Source organism: Dyadobacter sp. CY343 (genome assembly GCF_021390335.1).
Taxonomy (GTDB): domain Bacteria; phylum Bacteroidota; class Bacteroidia; order Cytophagales; family Spirosomataceae; genus Dyadobacter.
In genome coordinates this window covers 68,870-85,398 of record NZ_JAJUXK010000010.1, presented here as the reverse complement: position 1 = coordinate 85,398, position 16,529 = coordinate 68,870, and the positions used below count along the sequence as shown (strand labels likewise).

At 45.2% G+C, this 16,529-nt stretch carries 16 protein-coding genes; 12 read left to right on the top strand and 4 right to left on the bottom strand.

The annotated features are described in order from the left end of the window. Window positions 1–3: 3 nt before the first annotated feature. Window positions 4–666, bottom strand: a complete 663-nt coding sequence (locus LZG94_RS25275) for a hypothetical protein (RefSeq protein ID WP_233794446.1) — start codon at window positions 664–666, stop codon at window positions 4–6. Between the two features lie 103 nt (window positions 667–769). Between LZG94_RS25275 and LZG94_RS25270 the strand changes: the two genes are divergently transcribed. After that, window positions 770–2,227 carry an NADH-quinone oxidoreductase subunit N gene (locus tag LZG94_RS25270; RefSeq protein WP_233794445.1) on the top strand — a complete coding sequence of 486 codons (1,458 nt, stop codon included), beginning with the start codon at window positions 770–772 and terminating at the stop codon, window positions 2,225–2,227. A 1-nt stretch (window position 2,228) separates the two neighbouring features. On the opposite strand, the gene LZG94_RS25265 is transcribed toward LZG94_RS25270, so the two are convergent. Both LZG94_RS25265 and LZG94_RS25260 read right to left on the bottom strand, forming a co-directional pair. Further along, complete coding sequence (locus LZG94_RS25265) at window positions 2,229–3,098, bottom strand: TraB/GumN family protein (protein WP_233794444.1); 870 nt, start codon at window positions 3,096–3,098, stop codon at window positions 2,229–2,231. Between the two features lie 82 nt (window positions 3,099–3,180). Beyond that, window positions 3,181–4,773, bottom strand: a complete 1,593-nt coding sequence (locus LZG94_RS25260; protein WP_233794443.1) for a M28 family peptidase — start codon at window positions 4,771–4,773, stop codon at window positions 3,181–3,183. A gap of 138 nt (window positions 4,774–4,911) precedes the next feature. Between LZG94_RS25260 and LZG94_RS25255 the strand changes: the two genes are divergently transcribed. The 10 genes from LZG94_RS25255 (at window position 4,912) to LZG94_RS25210 (ending at window position 14,749) form a co-directional block, all read left to right on the top strand. Next, window positions 4,912–5,175 (top strand): DUF4160 domain-containing protein, encoded by a 264-nt coding sequence (locus LZG94_RS25255; protein ID WP_233794442.1) that lies wholly within the window; start codon window positions 4,912–4,914, stop codon window positions 5,173–5,175. Between the two features lies 1 nt (window position 5,176). Next, complete coding sequence (locus LZG94_RS25250) at window positions 5,177–5,446, top strand: DUF2442 domain-containing protein (RefSeq protein WP_233794441.1); 270 nt, start codon at window positions 5,177–5,179, stop codon at window positions 5,444–5,446. A 211-nt stretch (window positions 5,447–5,657) separates the two neighbouring features. Beyond that, window positions 5,658–7,472: a translational GTPase TypA gene (typA, locus tag LZG94_RS25245; protein WP_233794440.1), complete on the top strand. Its 1,815-nt coding sequence runs from the start codon at window positions 5,658–5,660 to the stop codon at window positions 7,470–7,472. Window positions 7,473–7,663: 191 nt separating this feature from the next. Then, a complete protein-coding gene (locus LZG94_RS25240) occupies window positions 7,664–8,695 on the top strand; it encodes a sensor histidine kinase (protein ID WP_233794439.1) in 1,032 nt (343 codons plus the stop codon). Then, on the top strand, window positions 8,696–9,406 hold the full coding sequence (locus tag LZG94_RS25235) for a LytTR family DNA-binding domain-containing protein (RefSeq protein ID WP_233794438.1): 711 nt from the start codon (window positions 8,696–8,698) through the stop codon (window positions 9,404–9,406). Between the two features lie 280 nt (window positions 9,407–9,686). Beyond that, window positions 9,687–10,961, top strand: coding sequence for a Glu/Leu/Phe/Val dehydrogenase (locus LZG94_RS25230; protein WP_233794437.1), 1,275 nt, complete (start codon window positions 9,687–9,689; stop codon window positions 10,959–10,961). Window positions 10,962–11,251: 290 nt separating this feature from the next. Further along, the gene (locus LZG94_RS25225) at window positions 11,252–12,343 is read left to right on the top strand and encodes a cell wall metabolism sensor histidine kinase WalK (protein WP_233794436.1); all 1,092 of its coding nucleotides are present in this window, start codon (window positions 11,252–11,254) and stop codon (window positions 12,341–12,343) included. Between the two features lie 29 nt (window positions 12,344–12,372). Then, complete coding sequence (locus tag LZG94_RS25220) at window positions 12,373–12,672, top strand: Dabb family protein (RefSeq protein ID WP_215235929.1); 300 nt, start codon at window positions 12,373–12,375, stop codon at window positions 12,670–12,672. 226 nt (window positions 12,673–12,898) lie between these two features. Next, window positions 12,899–13,207 carry a hypothetical protein gene (locus LZG94_RS25215; protein ID WP_233794435.1) on the top strand — a complete coding sequence of 103 codons (309 nt, stop codon included), beginning with the start codon at window positions 12,899–12,901 and terminating at the stop codon, window positions 13,205–13,207. A 147-nt stretch (window positions 13,208–13,354) separates the two neighbouring features. Then, window positions 13,355–14,749: a sodium:solute symporter family protein gene (locus LZG94_RS25210; protein ID WP_233794434.1), complete on the top strand. Its 1,395-nt coding sequence runs from the start codon at window positions 13,355–13,357 to the stop codon at window positions 14,747–14,749. Here LZG94_RS25210 and LZG94_RS25205 read toward each other — a convergent pair. Next, a complete protein-coding gene (locus LZG94_RS25205) occupies window positions 14,742–15,536 on the bottom strand; it encodes an SDR family NAD(P)-dependent oxidoreductase (RefSeq protein WP_233794433.1) in 795 nt (264 codons plus the stop codon). The genes LZG94_RS25210 and LZG94_RS25205 overlap by 8 nt on opposite strands. 112 nt (window positions 15,537–15,648) lie before the next feature. Here LZG94_RS25205 and LZG94_RS25200 point away from each other — a divergent pair, with 112 nt between their 5' ends. Then, window positions 15,649–16,527 carry a PIG-L family deacetylase gene (locus LZG94_RS25200; protein WP_233794432.1) on the top strand — a complete coding sequence of 293 codons (879 nt, stop codon included), beginning with the start codon at window positions 15,649–15,651 and terminating at the stop codon, window positions 16,525–16,527. Window positions 16,528–16,529: the final 2 nt, after the last annotated feature.

The following is a 16,529-nucleotide window of genomic DNA, read 5'->3' as shown; positions in this document are numbered from 1 at the left end:
GGCTTAGTTACCGCCGCGACCCGCTTTGTAAGAATCGTATTCTTCCAGTAATTTAATCAGGTCATCGTCAGCGGCGAAGTCAAGCTGCTGCTCACGGATCACGTACTGCATTTTATTTTTTTCATCGGTTAGCAGTTTCAGAAAACTATTCCGGTTTTTCAGATCCACAAGGTTCATTTTTCCGTCTTTCAGAATGTAAAGCTTCGCAGACGGATCCATTTGAGTAGTCGCACTTGCTTTTTCAACCTTAATCGGCTTCACGTATTTTTTCAAAAGCTTGGTATTCCCGTCGTACATCAATCGGTAAAAGCTCTTCTCGGTTTGATCTGCGACCGAGGGATAGCCGCTTCTGAATGTGTACAGATCCGTGCCGGTGGGCAAATTGAACTCTTTGATACCCGCCGAAACGCGGTACATACCAGAATCCGATTTATATTCCAGTTCGTCCTTATTTACATCATAACGGATTTTCACTCCATCCTTAACGCGGTCGTCACTGGTTTTGATACTGCCTGAATACCATTCTTTGAACAGGTAATGCGAACCGTCGGTACTTGCGGAAGCCTCATTGTAGGCAGTGCCTGCAAGACCAGTTGAATCCTGCGCGATCGCCAGGTGTGCAAGTAATATTGGTGTTAAGAGAAAAAATCTTCTTAAATAATTCATGATTTAAGTTGGTTAATTTGATAAGTTCGAAGTTGGGTAGCCGCATTGGCTGGTTTCCCTGTCATCTTTAAGTACTTTTGCCAAAAAAATTGTACCCGTTCCATTGAATATCAGCGAACAGCTCATACATATACGCCAAAGCTTAGCAGGCATCGTTCCGGAAATTTTCCTGGCTCTCCTTTTTTGTTTTATCCTGCTAGCTGAACTGCTTTTTTTAAAAAAACTAACTCCGGCAAAATCCGCAGCCTATTTGCAAAACATTGCGCTGGCTGGCTGCATTATCACTTTTGGGTTAGTGTTAATGCAGTGGAATGCGGAGCCTTCGTTCAAATTTCATCCCCTGCTATTTCTAGACCGACAGGCTGTTTTTTTCAAGTTATTAATTGTATTTGCCTGGCTGTTTACCCTCTTACACGTCCGGATCCTGAAATATGATTTCCCGCCGGAGTACAATGCATTGCTGATCGCGGCCGTGGCCGGGATGAATTTGCTGAGTATGTCCACACATTTGCTCTCCATTTATCTGTCACTCGAACTCATTTCCATCAGTTCCTATATTCTGGTCGCATTGTCGCCGTACCGGAAAGCCGCCGAGGGAGGTATTAAATATTTGCTTTTTGGCTCGGCGAGCTCGGCTGTAATGCTTTATGGAATATCGTTCATTTACGGAATTACCGGCACTATGGATATTACCAGTGAAGCAATTACGGTCGGACTTTCAAACAATAATGACCTGGTGGTAACGGTAACCATTGTACTGACGCTAGCCGGGTTGCTTTTCAAGCTTTCGCTCGTACCGTTTCACGTCTGGACGCCGGATGTTTATGAAGCTGCTCCTACTCCGCTCGTCTCCTTCTTATCTGTGGCGCCTAAGGTAGCTGTTGTATTGGTATTAATGCGCCTTGCGGGAATTTTACCTGCACAATACTTCCCGATCCTGGGCGGGATTGCGCTCATTAGCATGACAATCGGGAATGTAGCTGCATTGTGGCAGACCAATGCACGGCGGCTTCTTGCCTATTCCTCTATTGCACAGGCGGGTTATCTGCTGGTAGGTATCGCGGCTTACAGTCGGTTTGGGTTTGAATCTGCTGTATTTTACACTGCTTCCTATTTGATCATCAACCTCGGTGCATTTCTATTGATTGACCTCTTAAAACCAAAATCCGACACTACTCTCGCCGATTATGAAGGGTTGGGAAAAAGATATATCTGGATTTCCGGAACACTCACTGTGATTATGATCGCGCTCGCAGGATTACCTCCAACTGTGGGTTTTACTTCAAAACTATTAATATTCTCTGCACTTTGGGAAAGCTACCATCAGCAGGAATTTCCGTGGATGTTGTGGCTGCTGATCGGCGGGATATTGAATGCGGCTATTTCGCTCGCGTATTACCTGCGACTTCCTTATCTGTTGTTTTTCAAAACTGAAAAAGCGGGAGTGCGCGAAGTAAGTGAAAATATAGCGGGAAAAGTATTGGCAGGATTTGTATTAATTGCGGTACTGGCACTATTTTTCAGCCCCGACTGGCTGCTGCAGTGGATTACTGCATTCTGAATTACAGTACCGGGCGAACTTTAAATCCTTGTCCCCGCAGCAATGCGATCACGCCCTTTTCCCCTCCCAAATGCGCCGCGCCTACCGCAAAGAAAGTAGGCTTTTCGCTGATCATTTTCTGAATGCGGGGTATCCATTTTTTATTTCGGTCAAAAAGCATGATCTCCTCATTTCCTTCCAGCCCATATTCACTTTTCATGGTCAGATCATACAGCCCGCGAATATTCTGACGCTTGTAAAGTGCCACCATCTCTTCGAATTCCTTTCTGGCTTTCGGCCGGTCGTTGATCATGGAGACAATCATTTTTGCCTGCTCTTTATAGGGTATTGAATCAAAAATCGCCATTTGTTCTTCCAGCGCTTCCAGCCCTACTACTTCCATGTTTTGCTTTTTGGCCAGCTCAACCAGTGTCATTTCGTAGGACTGGGGCTGGCAAGCCAATACTGCATGGAAAAGAGGCCCCATTAACACGAAAGGTTTGGCCTTTTCAAGCAACGCAAGCCCCATTCCAACCGAATCAGTGTAAAACCGGTTAAGCTGGTTGTATTCGGACTCAGTGATCAGACTTTTTAACTCGACGCCGTCTTTCATATTCATAGACTTCATCATCGTCATCATCATCCCCGGATCGTCCATATCCATCTCCAATGCGATCTGGCCGGACTTTGTCACGGCGGATTTCAGTGAATCGCTCAGCACAAAATCTGCCGGGCAGATGAGGTGAATGGTACCAAAGAGGTAGGAAGGTTTAGCCTGCCCTGGTTTCGATATCTCCCAAAGCAACGCATTTTCAGAAGGAACCTGAGCAACCCCGGCCTCCACCAAAAAGCAAAACATCAACCCCAAAAAACCCAAAACCCGAATTTTCATACAAACGAAATTTAAAGTCTTCCTCCCTTCCTCCCTACGCCGAAGGCCCTTTCCTCCTTCCTCCCTCTCCTCCCTTTCTCCCCTATTCCTTATTACTATCCACCACAATCCGCTCGTCCCTATTCACAAGCTCCCAAGCCGTGTGAAAAACCAGTTTAACGATCGAAGTTTGCTTTTCAAACAAGATCTTTTCAACATCGTCGCCGGGCTTGTGGTAATCCTCGTGCACTCCTGTAAAATAGAAAATCACAGGTATGCCGACTTTCGCGAAGTTGTAGTGATCAGAACGGTAATAGAAACGGTTCGGATCTTTGGGATCGTTGAAAGTATAGTCCAGCTTAAAGTTCACATATTTCTTATTTGCCTCTTCGCTGATCTCGTGCAGCTTGGAAGAAAGCTTATCTGAACCGATCAGGTATACGTAATTATGGTCATTTTTATGTGCTTCATCCACGCGCCCGATCATATCTATATTCAAATCGGCAATCGTGTTTTTAAGCGGGAACAAAGGATTTTCGGAATAATACTCAGAACCAAAAAGACCTTTTTCTTCACCGGTTACATTCAAAAATAGAATGCTTCTCCTCGGCCCTTTTCCTTCTGCTTTTGCTTTACTGAATGCTTCCGCGATCTCAAGGAGAGATACTGTGCCCGAACCGTCATCGTCTGCGCCATTGTTAATTTCTCCGTTTGGGGAAATACCGATATGGTCCAAATGTGCGCTGATAACCAACACTTCTTCCTTTTTATCAGAACCTTCCATGAAAGCAGCTACGTTTTCCGTCTCAATCGTTTCGCTTGTCCGTTCCGCTTTTACAGCTACCTGCCCGGATGGATTTTTAGTCAATGGTTTGCCCGATTTGTCAATAGCGGCTTTATTTTTTACCAGCTTCGCCACCGACGTATTCAGGATTTGGGCTGCTACATCCTGCGATACACCCACCGCCGCAATGTTATTGGGGTTTTCCTGAACAGGTTTTAAAGTAGGTGCATTGAACCTGCGCGCCATCACAGCCCGCTGCCGGATTTCCTTATCTAGATCATCGCCCGTTTTATCGGTGATAATAAAAACATATTTCGCTCCCTTCTCGTGTGCCGCTTTTACTTTACTCTGCCAGCCCACAGCCGCGCCCCATTTGCTTTTCTCAGCAGTCCCGCTGATCAGGTATTTCCCGTCGGCAGCTTTCGGCTCGCCTTCGAAAACGATAACAGACTTACCCTTCACGTCCAGATCTTTGTAATCGGAATATGCCTGATCATCAATACCATAACCAGCCAAAACTACCTCTGAAGAAGACTCCTCAGGGGCTATTAATATCCCGTTCAGGTAAAAATCCTTATTGAACTCAAATTTCTTATCTCCCGCTTTTACATACACTTCGCCCCAGCTCCTTTTGTGCAGGGTATATTTTTGTAAGAAGCTTTTTGATCCGTCGGCATCGGTTGCGCCTGGCTGCAAGCCAAATTGCTTGTAGTATTTGGAAACATATTCAGCGGCCTTTTTCTGGCCCGGCGAGCCTGTATCCCGGCCTTCAAGACTATCGGAAGCGATAATCACCAGGTGTTTTTTTAGATCATCCTTGGTGATGCTTTCTGCATATTTTACAGCCTCGTCCTGTGCATTCGCTATTGTTGCAGCGGAAAGCAATATTCCGGCGAGCAAATTCTTATTCATGTATCTGTTTGTTGTTATGTCAATCTTTACAAAGTAACTAAACCTGCCGGCGAAAGCAAAATCGAGACAATTGTGGCGTTGTCTCCAACTGTCGAAGGAAAATCTTAAATTTGAATCTCATTCACACATTATAATTCTATGCCTGAAATAAGCCGCTTTCTCGGAATCGTTATCAGAATGTTTTTCGACGATCACAATCCACCCCACTTTCACGCAGAATTCCAGGAATTCAAAGCGATTATTTCAATCAAGAATGCTGAGCTGCTTGAAGGCTATCTTCCGCCGAAACAGCTGAAATTGGTACAAGCCTGGGCAATTATTCATGAAGTAGAATTGTTAGAGAATTTTGTGACGCTGGGCGAGAATCACAAATCGTGGAACAAGATTAACCCGCTTCAATAAAATGCTGTACTACATTCAAAAAATTGTTTCCGTAAAAGATTACACAGTCAGCTGCCTGTTCAATACGGGCGAACTCCGTGTAGTCCATCTTGAAAAAGTTATTGAAAAGTATCGGAAGATCAACGATGGTCTCATAAGTCAGCTTGCCGATCCCGACTATTTCAAATCTGTCAAACTCGATTCTTATGGGACATTAACCTGGGAAAATGGTGTTGACTTTGATCCTGACAATCTTTACAAAATGTCACAAGCAGAGATCGCAACATTCTGACTTCCCTTTCCTTCATTTGCACTTCTCATAGTATAAAGCCTCCTTTTCAGCTATTAACAATAATTTAATTGTAAAATACTGCTATTCAGCAGAAAACTCGTACATTTGCACCTTATTTTGACAATACTTCAGTCAAACAAGCATAGCGGGGCCTGGTAATTCTATCCAACTATCCAATTTCAGGTTTCGTAAACAATTGATCTATAAAACAATGCAAGCCATTCGTAACATCGCAATCATTGCGCACGTTGACCACGGTAAAACCACATTGGTTGACAAAATCATCCACGCTTCAAAGCTCTTCAGAGAGAATCAGGAGTTCGACGACCTTATTCTTGACAACAACGACCTGGAACGTGAGCGTGGAATTACAATTACTTCGAAAAACGTATCTGTTCGTTACAAAGACTATAAAATCAACGTAATCGATACCCCAGGTCACGCCGACTTTGGTGGTGAAGTGGAGCGTGTACTTAAGATGGCGGATGGCGTATTGTTGCTGGTCGATGCTTTCGAAGGCCCGATGCCACAGACCCGTTTTGTACTGGGAAAAGCGATCGATTTGGGTTTGAAGCCGATCGTCGTTGTTAATAAAGTAGATAAAGAAAACTGCCGCCCGGAAGAAGTTCAGGAAAATGTATTTGACCTGATGTTCAACCTAGGTGCTACTGAGGATCAACTTGACTTCGTTACAGTTTACGGTTCGTCAAAACAAGGCTGGATGGGCCCGGATTGGCAGCATCCTACTGATAATATTACCTATTTGCTGGATACAATCATCGAATCCATTCCTGCGCCGGTTATCGACGAAGGTACGCTGCAAATGCAAATCACTTCACTTGACTACAATGCATTCGTTGGCCGGATCGCAATTGGTCGTGTGAAACGCGGTACTATCAAAGAAGGATCTACATTGTCACTTTGCAAAGCAGATGGTGTGATCAAAAAAGTGAAAGTGAAAGAACTTCAGACATTTGAAGGACTTGGCCGGGTGAAAGTTGCCGAAGTTACAGCAGGTGATATCTGCGCAGTAACTGGTATCGAAGATTTCGAAATTGGCGACACACTTGCTGATCTTGAAAACCCTGAGCCAATCGCTCGTATTGCAGTGGATGAACCAACAATGAATATGTTGTTCACCATCAATAACTCTCCATTCTTCGGTAAAGAAGGCAAGTTTGTAACATCACGCCACCTTCGTGACCGTTTGATGAAAGAAACTGAGAAAAACCTTGCATTGCGCGTTGAGCCAACAGATACAGAAGATAAATTCCTTGTTTTTGGTCGTGGTATCCTTCACTTGTCGGTATTGATCGAAACAATGCGTCGCGAGGGCTACGAGTTGCAATTGGGTCAGCCTCAGGTTCTTTTCAAAGAAGATGAAAAAGGCGAGCGTTTGGAACCGATTGAAACATTGGTTGTAGACGTACCTGAATCAACTGCTGGTAAAGTAATCGAGTTGGCAACGCAGCGTAAAGGTGAATTGCTCGTTATGGAGCCAAAAGGCGATTTGCAACACCTTGAATTCCTGATCCCTTCAAGAGGTTTGATCGGACTTCGTTCTAACGTGTTGACTTCAACTCAGGGTGAAGCAGTTATGACGCACCGTTTCAAAGAATTCGGTACATTCCGCGGACCAATCCCAGGACGTATCAGTGGTTCTATCATTTCAAAAAACACAGGACCAGCTACTGGTTATACAATTGATAAATTGCAGGATCGCGGCCGTTTCTTCGTAGAGCCTGGTGATGAAATTTACGGTGGACAGGTTATCGGCGAGCACAACCGCCCGAACGATATCGTGGTAAACCTTCAGGAAGCGAAAAAATTAACCAACATGCGTGCTTCTGGTACTGATGACGGTTTGAGAATCGCTCCGAAAATCAATTTCTCGCTTGAAGAATCAATGGAGTACATCCAGAAAGATGAATATCTTGAAGTAACTCCGCAAAGCATCCGTATGCGGAAGATCTATCTGGAAGAAAACGATCGCAAGCGTAATTCCGGTAAAATGGAAATGGCGTAAAAGCCAATATCTTTGAATTTGAAACGGGCAGCTCTGAGAGCTGCCCGTTTTTGCTTTGTACACACTTCAAAGAATCAGTTTAGAAATGCTAATCTGCTCATTGATCAGTCAGCAACGCCTTTCTGTCCCGCACATTTATATCCAGGCAATAGGAACATCATATTTGTGAAGTACTTAAATTGACAAACAAGATGGATATCTGGACAAAAAGTGGTTTTAAAACAAGGGACAAATACCTTTTCCTGTCGGCAGTAGCTGCCGGGCCGATCTGGGTTGCTATGACCTTAATTACCGACCTGATTGTCGTTCCTGAAAACCAGCTAGTTGCCCCTGCACTTACGCTGTCATTTCTAACCAGTATTTTCCTGGGCAGATACTTTTCCGAACTGATCGCTGCCCGTTTTCACCCACTTCAGAAACTGGTAATTTCCCTTTTGATCGCGCTGGTTATTTGTAACATCATGCTGTTGATGCAACTCGGGGCCGCGATCTCCGGCTCCCGCCCGGTGCATTTGCCTACGATGTGGATACTGTTTGCAGTTACCAGCATCTTGCTCGGTATGGTCTTGAAATTGCTGAGTGCTATCGGAAAAACTGAACTGCGTGAGGCAAAGGGCCAGGCGGCGCATAGCCAAAGCGAGCTGCATTTGCTGCAATCACAGCTGAGCCCGCATTTTTTATTCAATACCCTCAACAATCTGTACGGACTGTCGCTTACCCAGCACGAAAAAATCCCGCCGCTCCTCCTCAAACTGGCCGATCTGTTGCGTTACTCGGTTTACGATTCCGCGGAATTATTTGTCCCGCTGAAAGGCGAGCTGGCCTATATTCACAATTACATTGATTTTGAAAAGATCAGGATCGGCGAGCGGCTGACGCTGGTGACCGACATTGAAAATGTGCAGGACCCGAGCATTAAAGTAGCCCCGATGCTGCTGATTGTATTTATAGAAAATGCATTCAAGCATTCTAAAAACACAGCCGACGAGCAGATATTTATCGAGATTTCGCTTAAAACCTTCGATAACTATATCCTTTTTTCAATTAAAAACTCCTGTGGAAAATTCGAAGAAGAAGAAAACACGATATTGAGAGAAAACAGCGGTTTCGGACTTCCTAATGTGAAGAAGAGGCTGGAACTATTATACCAGAATAACCACGAGCTGACTGTTAAAACGGAACCAACGAGCTATCACGTTACACTCAGACTTAAAGCAAAGTAAATGGAGCAATTGAAATGCATGATCGTAGACGACGAGCCTATTGCGCGGGATATTCTCAAAACCTATTGCACACACCTGTCGTACCTGAATGTAATCGCATCTGTCGGCAATGCATTGGAAGCGAAGAACTTGCTATTTGAACAGAAAGTAGATATTCTTTTTTTAGATATCAATATGCCCGTGATTGACGGTGTGACATTTCTAAAAACGCTGAAAAACCCGCCACAGGTCATTTTTACAACTGCCTATAAAGAATATGCGCTAGATGCATTCGACTTGGCAGCGTGCGATTATCTCCTGAAACCCTTCTCGCTCGAAAGATTTATCTCAGCCGTCGACAAAGCTGTGGATCGACTGCAAGTTTCTCCGCATTTCCAAAATAGTCCGGAGCCCAACCAGATAGATTACATTTTCATCAGAACAGAAGGCAAGATATTTAAACTGCATTTTAACGAAATTCTATTTGCTGAAGCCAGTGGCAATAATACCAAAATCGTTACCTCCGAACAGACACTTTTCCCGGCTATGACATTCTCCGGCTTCGAAGAACTGCTACCGAAAAGCGTTTTCTCCCGTGTACACAGGTCTTTTATTGTCAACAAATCCAGGATCAGTCACATGGAAGGTAACCGGCTATTTATCAAATCAACCGAGATCCCGATCGGCAGTAATTTCCGCGAAGGCTTTCTAAAAGAGTTGGGATTGCATTAGGAATGCTATTTTATAAAAACGCTGCAAAAAAAATTTCGAATTCCGTCAATTTGCCTTATTCTAGAAAATCACGAAAACCTGTTATCAAATTTGGATTTATGATTTGATCGCGGTAATTCATACCTGACATTCTAATCGCCAAAGAACAATCTACTTCTGGCATTTTATTGTAGTATTCCAAGATATTTTGAGTTTTTGTTATTATAAAAACAAATGCCGTAAGTTTGTATCGTTTAATACACATTATTCATTAACATTCTTTATTTCAACAAGTTAGAAAATGTCATACATAGAACCGGCTCCCATTAAGGATAAGGAAAATCCGCTGGAGTCAATGATGCAGAGATTTGATAAAGCCGTGGAAATTCTCGGAATTTCCGAAGAAATGTACCACATATTAAAAGTCCCCCGCAAGCAGGTAATCGTCGGTCTGCCCGTCACAATGGACTCCGGTGAGATCAGGACTTTCGAAGGTTACCGCGTAATCCACTCCACTATTTTAGGTCCCAGCAAAGGAGGTATCCGCTTTGATCCTGATGTAAATCTGGACGAAGTGCGCGCGCTCGCTGCCTGGATGACGTGGAAATGTGCGGTAGTCGATATTCCTTATGGGGGTGCAAAAGGCGGTGTCGCATGTAACCCGCGTGAGATGTCGGCCGGTGAAATTGAACGATTGATGCGGGCTTATACCACTGCTTTGCTCGACGTTTTTGGCCCGGATCAGGACATTCCAGCACCCGATATGGGAACGGGCCCGCGCGAAATGGCGTGGCTGATGGACGAATACTCTAAATCAAAAGGGATGACGGTGCCTGCGGTAGTAACCGGAAAACCGCTGGTACTGGGCGGCTCGCTGGGCCGGACAGAGGCTACCGGTCGGGGTGTGATGGTTTCGGCGCTGGCTGGTATGGAAAAATTGCGGATCAACCCATATCGTGCGACTGCTGCGGTTCAGGGTTTTGGCAATGTGGGCTCACACGCTGCATTACTCCTCCGCGACCGAGGTGTGGCGATCCACGCAGTAAGTGATATTTCAGGCGCATATTATAACGATAAAGGCATTGACATTGCTGCTGCGGTTGCTTATCGCGACGCGAATAAAGGTTCTCTGGCAGGATTTACCGGCGCCGAACTGATCCCCGGCGACGATCTGCTGACACTACCGGTTGACGTACTGGTGCCGGCAGCGAAAGAAGACGTGATCACTCGCAAAAACGTATCAGGTATTCAGGCGAAAATGATCGTAGAAGGCGCAAACGGACCTACTTCTTCCAAAGCCGACGATATTATCAATGAAAAAGGAATTATGGTAGTCCCTGATATCCTGGCCAATGCAGGGGGCGTAACTGTCTCCTATTTCGAGTGGGTACAAAACCGGATCGGCTACAAATGGACCCTGGAAAGGATCAACCGCCGCACCGACCGGATCATGAAAGATTCGTTTGATAAAGTATACGAAGTTTCCCAAAAACACAAAGTATCCCTCCGCATCGCCGCCTACATCGTGGCTATCGACAAGGTTTCGAGTACTTATAAGTTTCGGGGGGGATTTTGATTTTATGGATTGTCATTGGTGGTCATTAATTGTCACTTGTAGTCATTAGTTGTCACTGTCGTCATTCGTGGTCATTGTAGTCAGGGATTGTTGAGAGTATTAGTACCTACGTACGCCTGACAAGAAATAACTACCAATGACCATAAATGGCTACAAATGACAAATCAATGACCACCAATGACCCAAACGCCCCACCACATTACCCAAACATTAACAAATCCCGCCTCACCCGTTAAATGCACCTTAATAAGTGACATAAATGTTAACTTTATGGGAATAATGTTCTTGTTATGTCGCTGAGCCCCCGATTTATTGCATTTATACTTGCATTCCTGATTTCCCTTATCACCAGCAGTTTTCTAGCGTTTGTCGAGGGTGTATCGAAAGGAATGCTTTTCGTGGTTTCTATTGCCGCGTTTATCTCCTCCTTTTTTCTTGTTCTGTATACGGTCGATATTCTGGTCTTCAGGGAGGTGAATAAAATGTACCGTACCATTCACAAGCTCAAAATGCGGGATTTTAATCTTGCTCCACGCAAAAAGCTGATCCAGGAATCCAATCCGTTGAAGACGATCAATGATGAGATATTTGTGTATGTTACCAAAAAACAGAAGGAGATCGATGAGCTGAAAAAGCTGGAACTATTCAGGCGGGAATTTCTCGCTGATGTATCCCACGAGTTTAAAACACCCATTTTCGCTGCCCAGGGATTTATCCACACATTGCTCGACGGCGCGATGGATGATGAAAAAGTACGCGAGCGCTTTCTGCGCAAAGCAGCCAATAATTTGGATAGTCTCGATGTACTCGTAAAAGATCTGCTCGTTTTGTCCCAGATGGAAACGGGCGATATTAAAATGAATATGGCCGCAGTCGATATGCGGCTGATGGCGCTGAATATCTTCGGCAGACTTGAAAATATCGCAAAATCCCGAAATGTTACATTAAAAGTAAAGCCTGACGAACTTACAGAAGTGTGGGTTAAAGCCGATGCCGACCGAATGGAGCAGGTAATGCTCAACCTGATCGAAAATGCGATCAAATACGGGAATGAAGGCGGCAAGGTGACTGTGCAATTCAGTGAGGGTAAAAAATACATGGAAGTGGCTGTGCGGGATACCGGGCCGGGCATTCCGCACGAACATTTGAACCGTATATTTGAGCGTTTCTACCGGGTCGACAAAAGCAGGAGCAAAGATATCGGCGGTACCGGACTCGGCCTGGCGATTGTAAAGCACATTCTGAATGCGCACGACACCAAGATCGCCGTGATGTCAAAGCCGGATAAGGGAACCACATTTTCTTTTAAGCTCGAAAAAGCCTTTACCAGCGCGCATTCAGAGCATAGTGAAGAGGATTTTGTGACACAAGTGAATTCTTAAGCATTTTAAAACCTATAAAACCATCATCCATGTTTGTACATAATGTCTTTTTTTGGTTAAAAGAAAAGGATAATGCAGAAGCGCGCGAGCAGCTGCTGGCCGGAATTAAATCCCTCGAAGCCATTGAATCAATCGAATCAGTTTACATAGGTACCCCGGCAGCAACGCGCCGCCCGGTAATTGACGCCACTTATGATTTTGCGGAAATCCTCGTTTTTGCAGATGAAGCAGCACACGATGTGTACCAGGTTCACCCACTTCACAAGAAGTTTGTCGACGAGAATGCACACCTCTGGGAAAAGGTGCTGATTTACGATGTAGAAGCATAATTCACTTGCTAATATTTGTTAACAAGTTATCCACACTACAACTGTGGATAACCTGTTAACAACTTCACAAAACCTCCATTTACAACTCTTTACCCTACATTTACAGCTTATCCACCCTGTGGATAACTAAACATCCTCCCTTCCTCCCTCCTCCTTTCTCCCCCAAAAAACGCACTATTCAGAGCCAAAAATCGTTTTTATAATATCAACAAAACGCACTCAGGCCATGAAGACAAATAGATTCTTGCTGCCATTGATTGTAACAATTATTGCAGCAGTTGGGATTTCCTCCTGTACCTATCGCGGTTCGGTAAGCCCGGGTTATGACTACGGATACAGGCACGGTTACAGTTACGGACACAGACCCTACTACTATGCACCGCCTCCACGGGTTGTGGTAGTGAAGCCGGCTCCGCGAAGAGTTATCCATGCCAACCGTCACCGCCCAAGCCGCAACGATAACAGGCATTACAGACAACAATACAACCGCGGCAACCATTATGGAAACCGTAACCACAGTCGCGGACCAAGATAATTATTCACCAGACTTTTAGTTTACCCCGGCAGTCAGATCATCTGGCTGCCGGTTTTTTGTTGTGGTGTTTGAAAATATTTCCTTGCTTAATTGCCCTACCGAACGTTTGTTTGCAAAATATAATATTGTAAAGCTGCGATTCGGCAAATGCTGGCACTCTCCATTTTCATCTACTTGCTGGCTAATCTGGGAATCGGGCTCTGGGCTTCGACCCGCATTTCCTCCACCGAAGATTTTGTACTGGCCGGCAGGAAACTGCCGCTCGTTCTCGCCGCTTCTGCCAGCTTCGCAACGTGGTTTGGGTCCGAAACTATCCTCGGCGCGCCTACTGAATTCGTTGAAAAAGGGCTTTTGGGTGTAATAGAAGACCCTTTCGGAGCGGCGCTTTGCTTGTTGCTGGTGGGATTGTTCTTTGCGAGAAAGTTCTATAAAATGAACATCATCACGTTCTGCGACTTTTTTAGAATCAGGTATGGGCGTAAAGCAGAACTGCTGTCTGCGTTATTGATCATCCCTTCCTATTTTAGCTGGATCGCCGCGCAATTGCTCGCTATGGGTATTGTATTGAAAGTCGTATTGGGCTGGTCGTTGGCGAGTTGCATTATCGGCAGTTCCTTTGTTGTAATCCTTTATACGATCTGGGGAGGTATGTGGTCCGTCTCGATCACCGATTTTATCCAAACGCTGATGATCATCATCGGGTTAGTAATTGTAGCAGTGAGTTTGTATCAGGATGTAGGCGGTTTTCAGCCGCTGATCGATAAGGCGCCTCCCGGTTTCTTTCGTTTCTATCCCGATTTTACATTCAAAGCTTCCGTAGAATACTTTGCCGCCTGGATTACCATCGGGCTCGGCTCCATTCCGCAGCAGGATGTTTTTCAAAGAATTATGTCGGCTAAATCGGCGAAAGTCTCGGTACAGGCTTCACTTCTCTCTTCCTTTATGTACCTCACAGTTGCGCTGCTACCCTTATTTATAGGTCTTTGCGGGCAATATCTTTATCCCAATGCAACAGAAGACGGACAAATGATCATTCCGAATATGATCCTGCGTCACATGGGACTTCCGTTGCAGATCCTCTTTTTCGGGGCGCTCGTTTCTGCTATTCTGAGCACGACAAGCAGCGCGATCATGGCCCCGGCTGTGGTGCTCGGTGAGAATATTTTCAAATTTTTCAATCCTAAACTAACGGACAAAGAGCTGCTGCGCATTATCCGCATCGGTATTGTGGTGATTACCGCTATTTGCATTATCATGGCGCTCACCCGTGAAAGTATCTTCGAGCTGGTAGCCGAATCTTCCGCTTTCAGTCTCGTTTCGCTCTTTGTCCCGCTTGCTGCGGGCGTGTATTGGAAGAAAACGAATGAGCTTGGCTGCATTCTCTCAATGATCGCCGGACTTATTGCCTGGCTGGTTTGCAGCTATTTCGATACTGAATATCCCCCGCTGATATACGGATTACTAGCAAGTATGGCGGGAATGGTACTGGGTATAATCGTTGCGAGACTATACCCAGGCCTGGCAGAAAATCCTGTTAAATAATGAATTTGGCAACACCGCCATCTACTTTCAATGCCGAACCGTTGGTGGCCGAAGAGAGCGGGCTCGCCACGTATGTCACCAGATTGGCGACCTCTTCCACGGACGAAAACCGTTGAAGCAGTGAAGTCGGGCGGGCCGTTTTGAAAAAATCTTTCTCAGCTTCTTCCGCAGTCAAATTGTTACCCGCAGCCAGTTGCTTTACAAACTCAGCGACACCTTCCGATTTCGTCGGGCCGGGCATTACCGTGTTGACAGTTACATCTGTACCCTTCGTTAACTCAGCCAGACCGCGACTTACACCTAGTTGAGCCGTTTTTGTGGTTCCATAATGGATCATTTCCTCAGGAATGTTCACCGCAGATTCACTTGAAATAAAGATAATTCGCCCCCAGTTCTTCGCGATCATTTTTGGCAAAAAGTACCGCGACAAACGCACGCCGCTCATGACATTTACTTCAAAAAATTTAAACCATTCTTCATCTGTAATTTCGACAAATGGTTTAGGTTCAAAAATCCCCGCGTTATTGATCAGAATATTCACATCAGGCAGCTTTTCGATCAATGCATTGATCTCATCCACTTTGGAAAAATCCGCTGCAATACCTGAAACTTCGGCACCGGGAACAGCCTGCTGCAATTTTTTCACCACTTCATCCACCTTATCCTGCGACCTCCCGTTGATGATCACCGAAGCGCCTTCTTTGGCAAGATTCTGAGCAATAGCCAAACCGATTCCCTGCGTTGAGCCACTGACAAATGCGGTTTTCCCTTTTAGTTGCAAATCCATAATTTTTTATTATTATTCAAATAAAATATTTTACTAAAAACCCTGCGACTGAGCATGTAAGCAATGTTCGCAGCCGATTCGATAACAAGTCAAGTCCCGAAAACATCCAACTATGAGAAATCTTTTCCTGTACTTATTTCTGTTTGTCTCGGGACTTTGTGCGGCTCAGAGCCCGCGTGTGCTGATTGTAACTGCGCATCCCGACGATGAAACAATGTTTCCCGTCACTATTTTCAAAGTTACCCGCGAACTGAAAGGCTCGGCCGATCTTGCACTCATCACAGATGCTTCGGGAGGCTACAACGGACTTGTTGCGTCGAGCTTTTATGGGCTCAACCTGGTTGATTCTGCTACCGGCAGAAAGCATTTGCCTTTGATCCGCAAAAAGGAAATAATGGCTTCCGGCGAGATTATGGGCATCGGCAACTTCTTCTTTTTCGACCAACTGGACGATTATTATAACCGTGATGAAAAACCTTATCTGGCAGGTAAAAACTGGGATATTAAATACATTGAGAACCGCCTCGACCAGATCCTGCGCAATGGAAATTACGATTTTATATTCTGTCTGATCCCGCACGAAGGCCAGCACGCGCATCATAAAACGGCTTCGATCAGCGCAATTCGGGCGGTACAGCGTTTTAAAGGTCCCAAAAAACCGATCGTGCTCGGTGGCCAATCCCAGAACAAAGGATCTGCATTCCAGTTTTCAGGCCTCAGTGGCTATCCCGAAACCAATATCCTCGCATCAGCGCCGGTTTTCGAGTTCGACCGTTCATTTAGTTTTGGAGAAGATAACAAGCATAGTTACATGATCGTGGCCGACTGGGTCAAGGCTGCGCACAAGTCGCAAAGTGGTGATATGAACCAGGCTATGCATCGCGGCGAACTGGAAACATTCTGGTACTTTACGATCAATGGGGAACCCGGACTGAGCAAAACGAAAGAATTTTTTGAGCAGATCAATAATTCCGGATTTTCGAAAAAGTAAGT

What these genes read in the sequence shown, in the direction of transcription:
- LZG94_RS25275 (WP_233794446.1), bottom strand. Translation starts at nt 666, where the DNA reads ATGAATTATTTAAGAAGATTTTTTCTCTTAACACCAATATTACTTGCA.
- LZG94_RS25265 (WP_233794444.1), bottom strand. Translation starts at nt 3,098, where the DNA reads ATGAAAATTCGGGTTTTGGGTTTTTTGGGGTTGATGTTTTGCTTTTTG.
- LZG94_RS25260 (WP_233794443.1), bottom strand. Translation starts at nt 4,773, where the DNA reads ATGAATAAGAATTTGCTCGCCGGAATATTGCTTTCCGCTGCAACAATA.
- LZG94_RS25255 (WP_233794442.1), top strand. Translation starts at nt 4,912, where the DNA reads ATGCCTGAAATAAGCCGCTTTCTCGGAATCGTTATCAGAATGTTTTTC.
- LZG94_RS25250 (WP_233794441.1), top strand. Translation starts at nt 5,177, where the DNA reads ATGCTGTACTACATTCAAAAAATTGTTTCCGTAAAAGATTACACAGTC.
- typA (WP_233794440.1), top strand. Translation starts at nt 5,658, where the DNA reads ATGCAAGCCATTCGTAACATCGCAATCATTGCGCACGTTGACCACGGT.
- LZG94_RS25240 (WP_233794439.1), top strand. Translation starts at nt 7,664, where the DNA reads ATGGATATCTGGACAAAAAGTGGTTTTAAAACAAGGGACAAATACCTT.
- LZG94_RS25235 (WP_233794438.1), top strand. Translation starts at nt 8,696, where the DNA reads ATGGAGCAATTGAAATGCATGATCGTAGACGACGAGCCTATTGCGCGG.
- LZG94_RS25230 (WP_233794437.1), top strand. Translation starts at nt 9,687, where the DNA reads ATGTCATACATAGAACCGGCTCCCATTAAGGATAAGGAAAATCCGCTG.
- LZG94_RS25225 (WP_233794436.1), top strand. Translation starts at nt 11,252, where the DNA reads ATGTCGCTGAGCCCCCGATTTATTGCATTTATACTTGCATTCCTGATT.
- LZG94_RS25220 (WP_215235929.1), top strand. Translation starts at nt 12,373, where the DNA reads ATGTTTGTACATAATGTCTTTTTTTGGTTAAAAGAAAAGGATAATGCA.
- LZG94_RS25215 (WP_233794435.1), top strand. Translation starts at nt 12,899, where the DNA reads ATGAAGACAAATAGATTCTTGCTGCCATTGATTGTAACAATTATTGCA.
- LZG94_RS25210 (WP_233794434.1), top strand. Translation starts at nt 13,355, where the DNA reads ATGCTGGCACTCTCCATTTTCATCTACTTGCTGGCTAATCTGGGAATC.
- LZG94_RS25205 (WP_233794433.1), bottom strand. Translation starts at nt 15,536, where the DNA reads ATGGATTTGCAACTAAAAGGGAAAACCGCATTTGTCAGTGGCTCAACG.
- LZG94_RS25200 (WP_233794432.1), top strand. Translation starts at nt 15,649, where the DNA reads ATGAGAAATCTTTTCCTGTACTTATTTCTGTTTGTCTCGGGACTTTGT.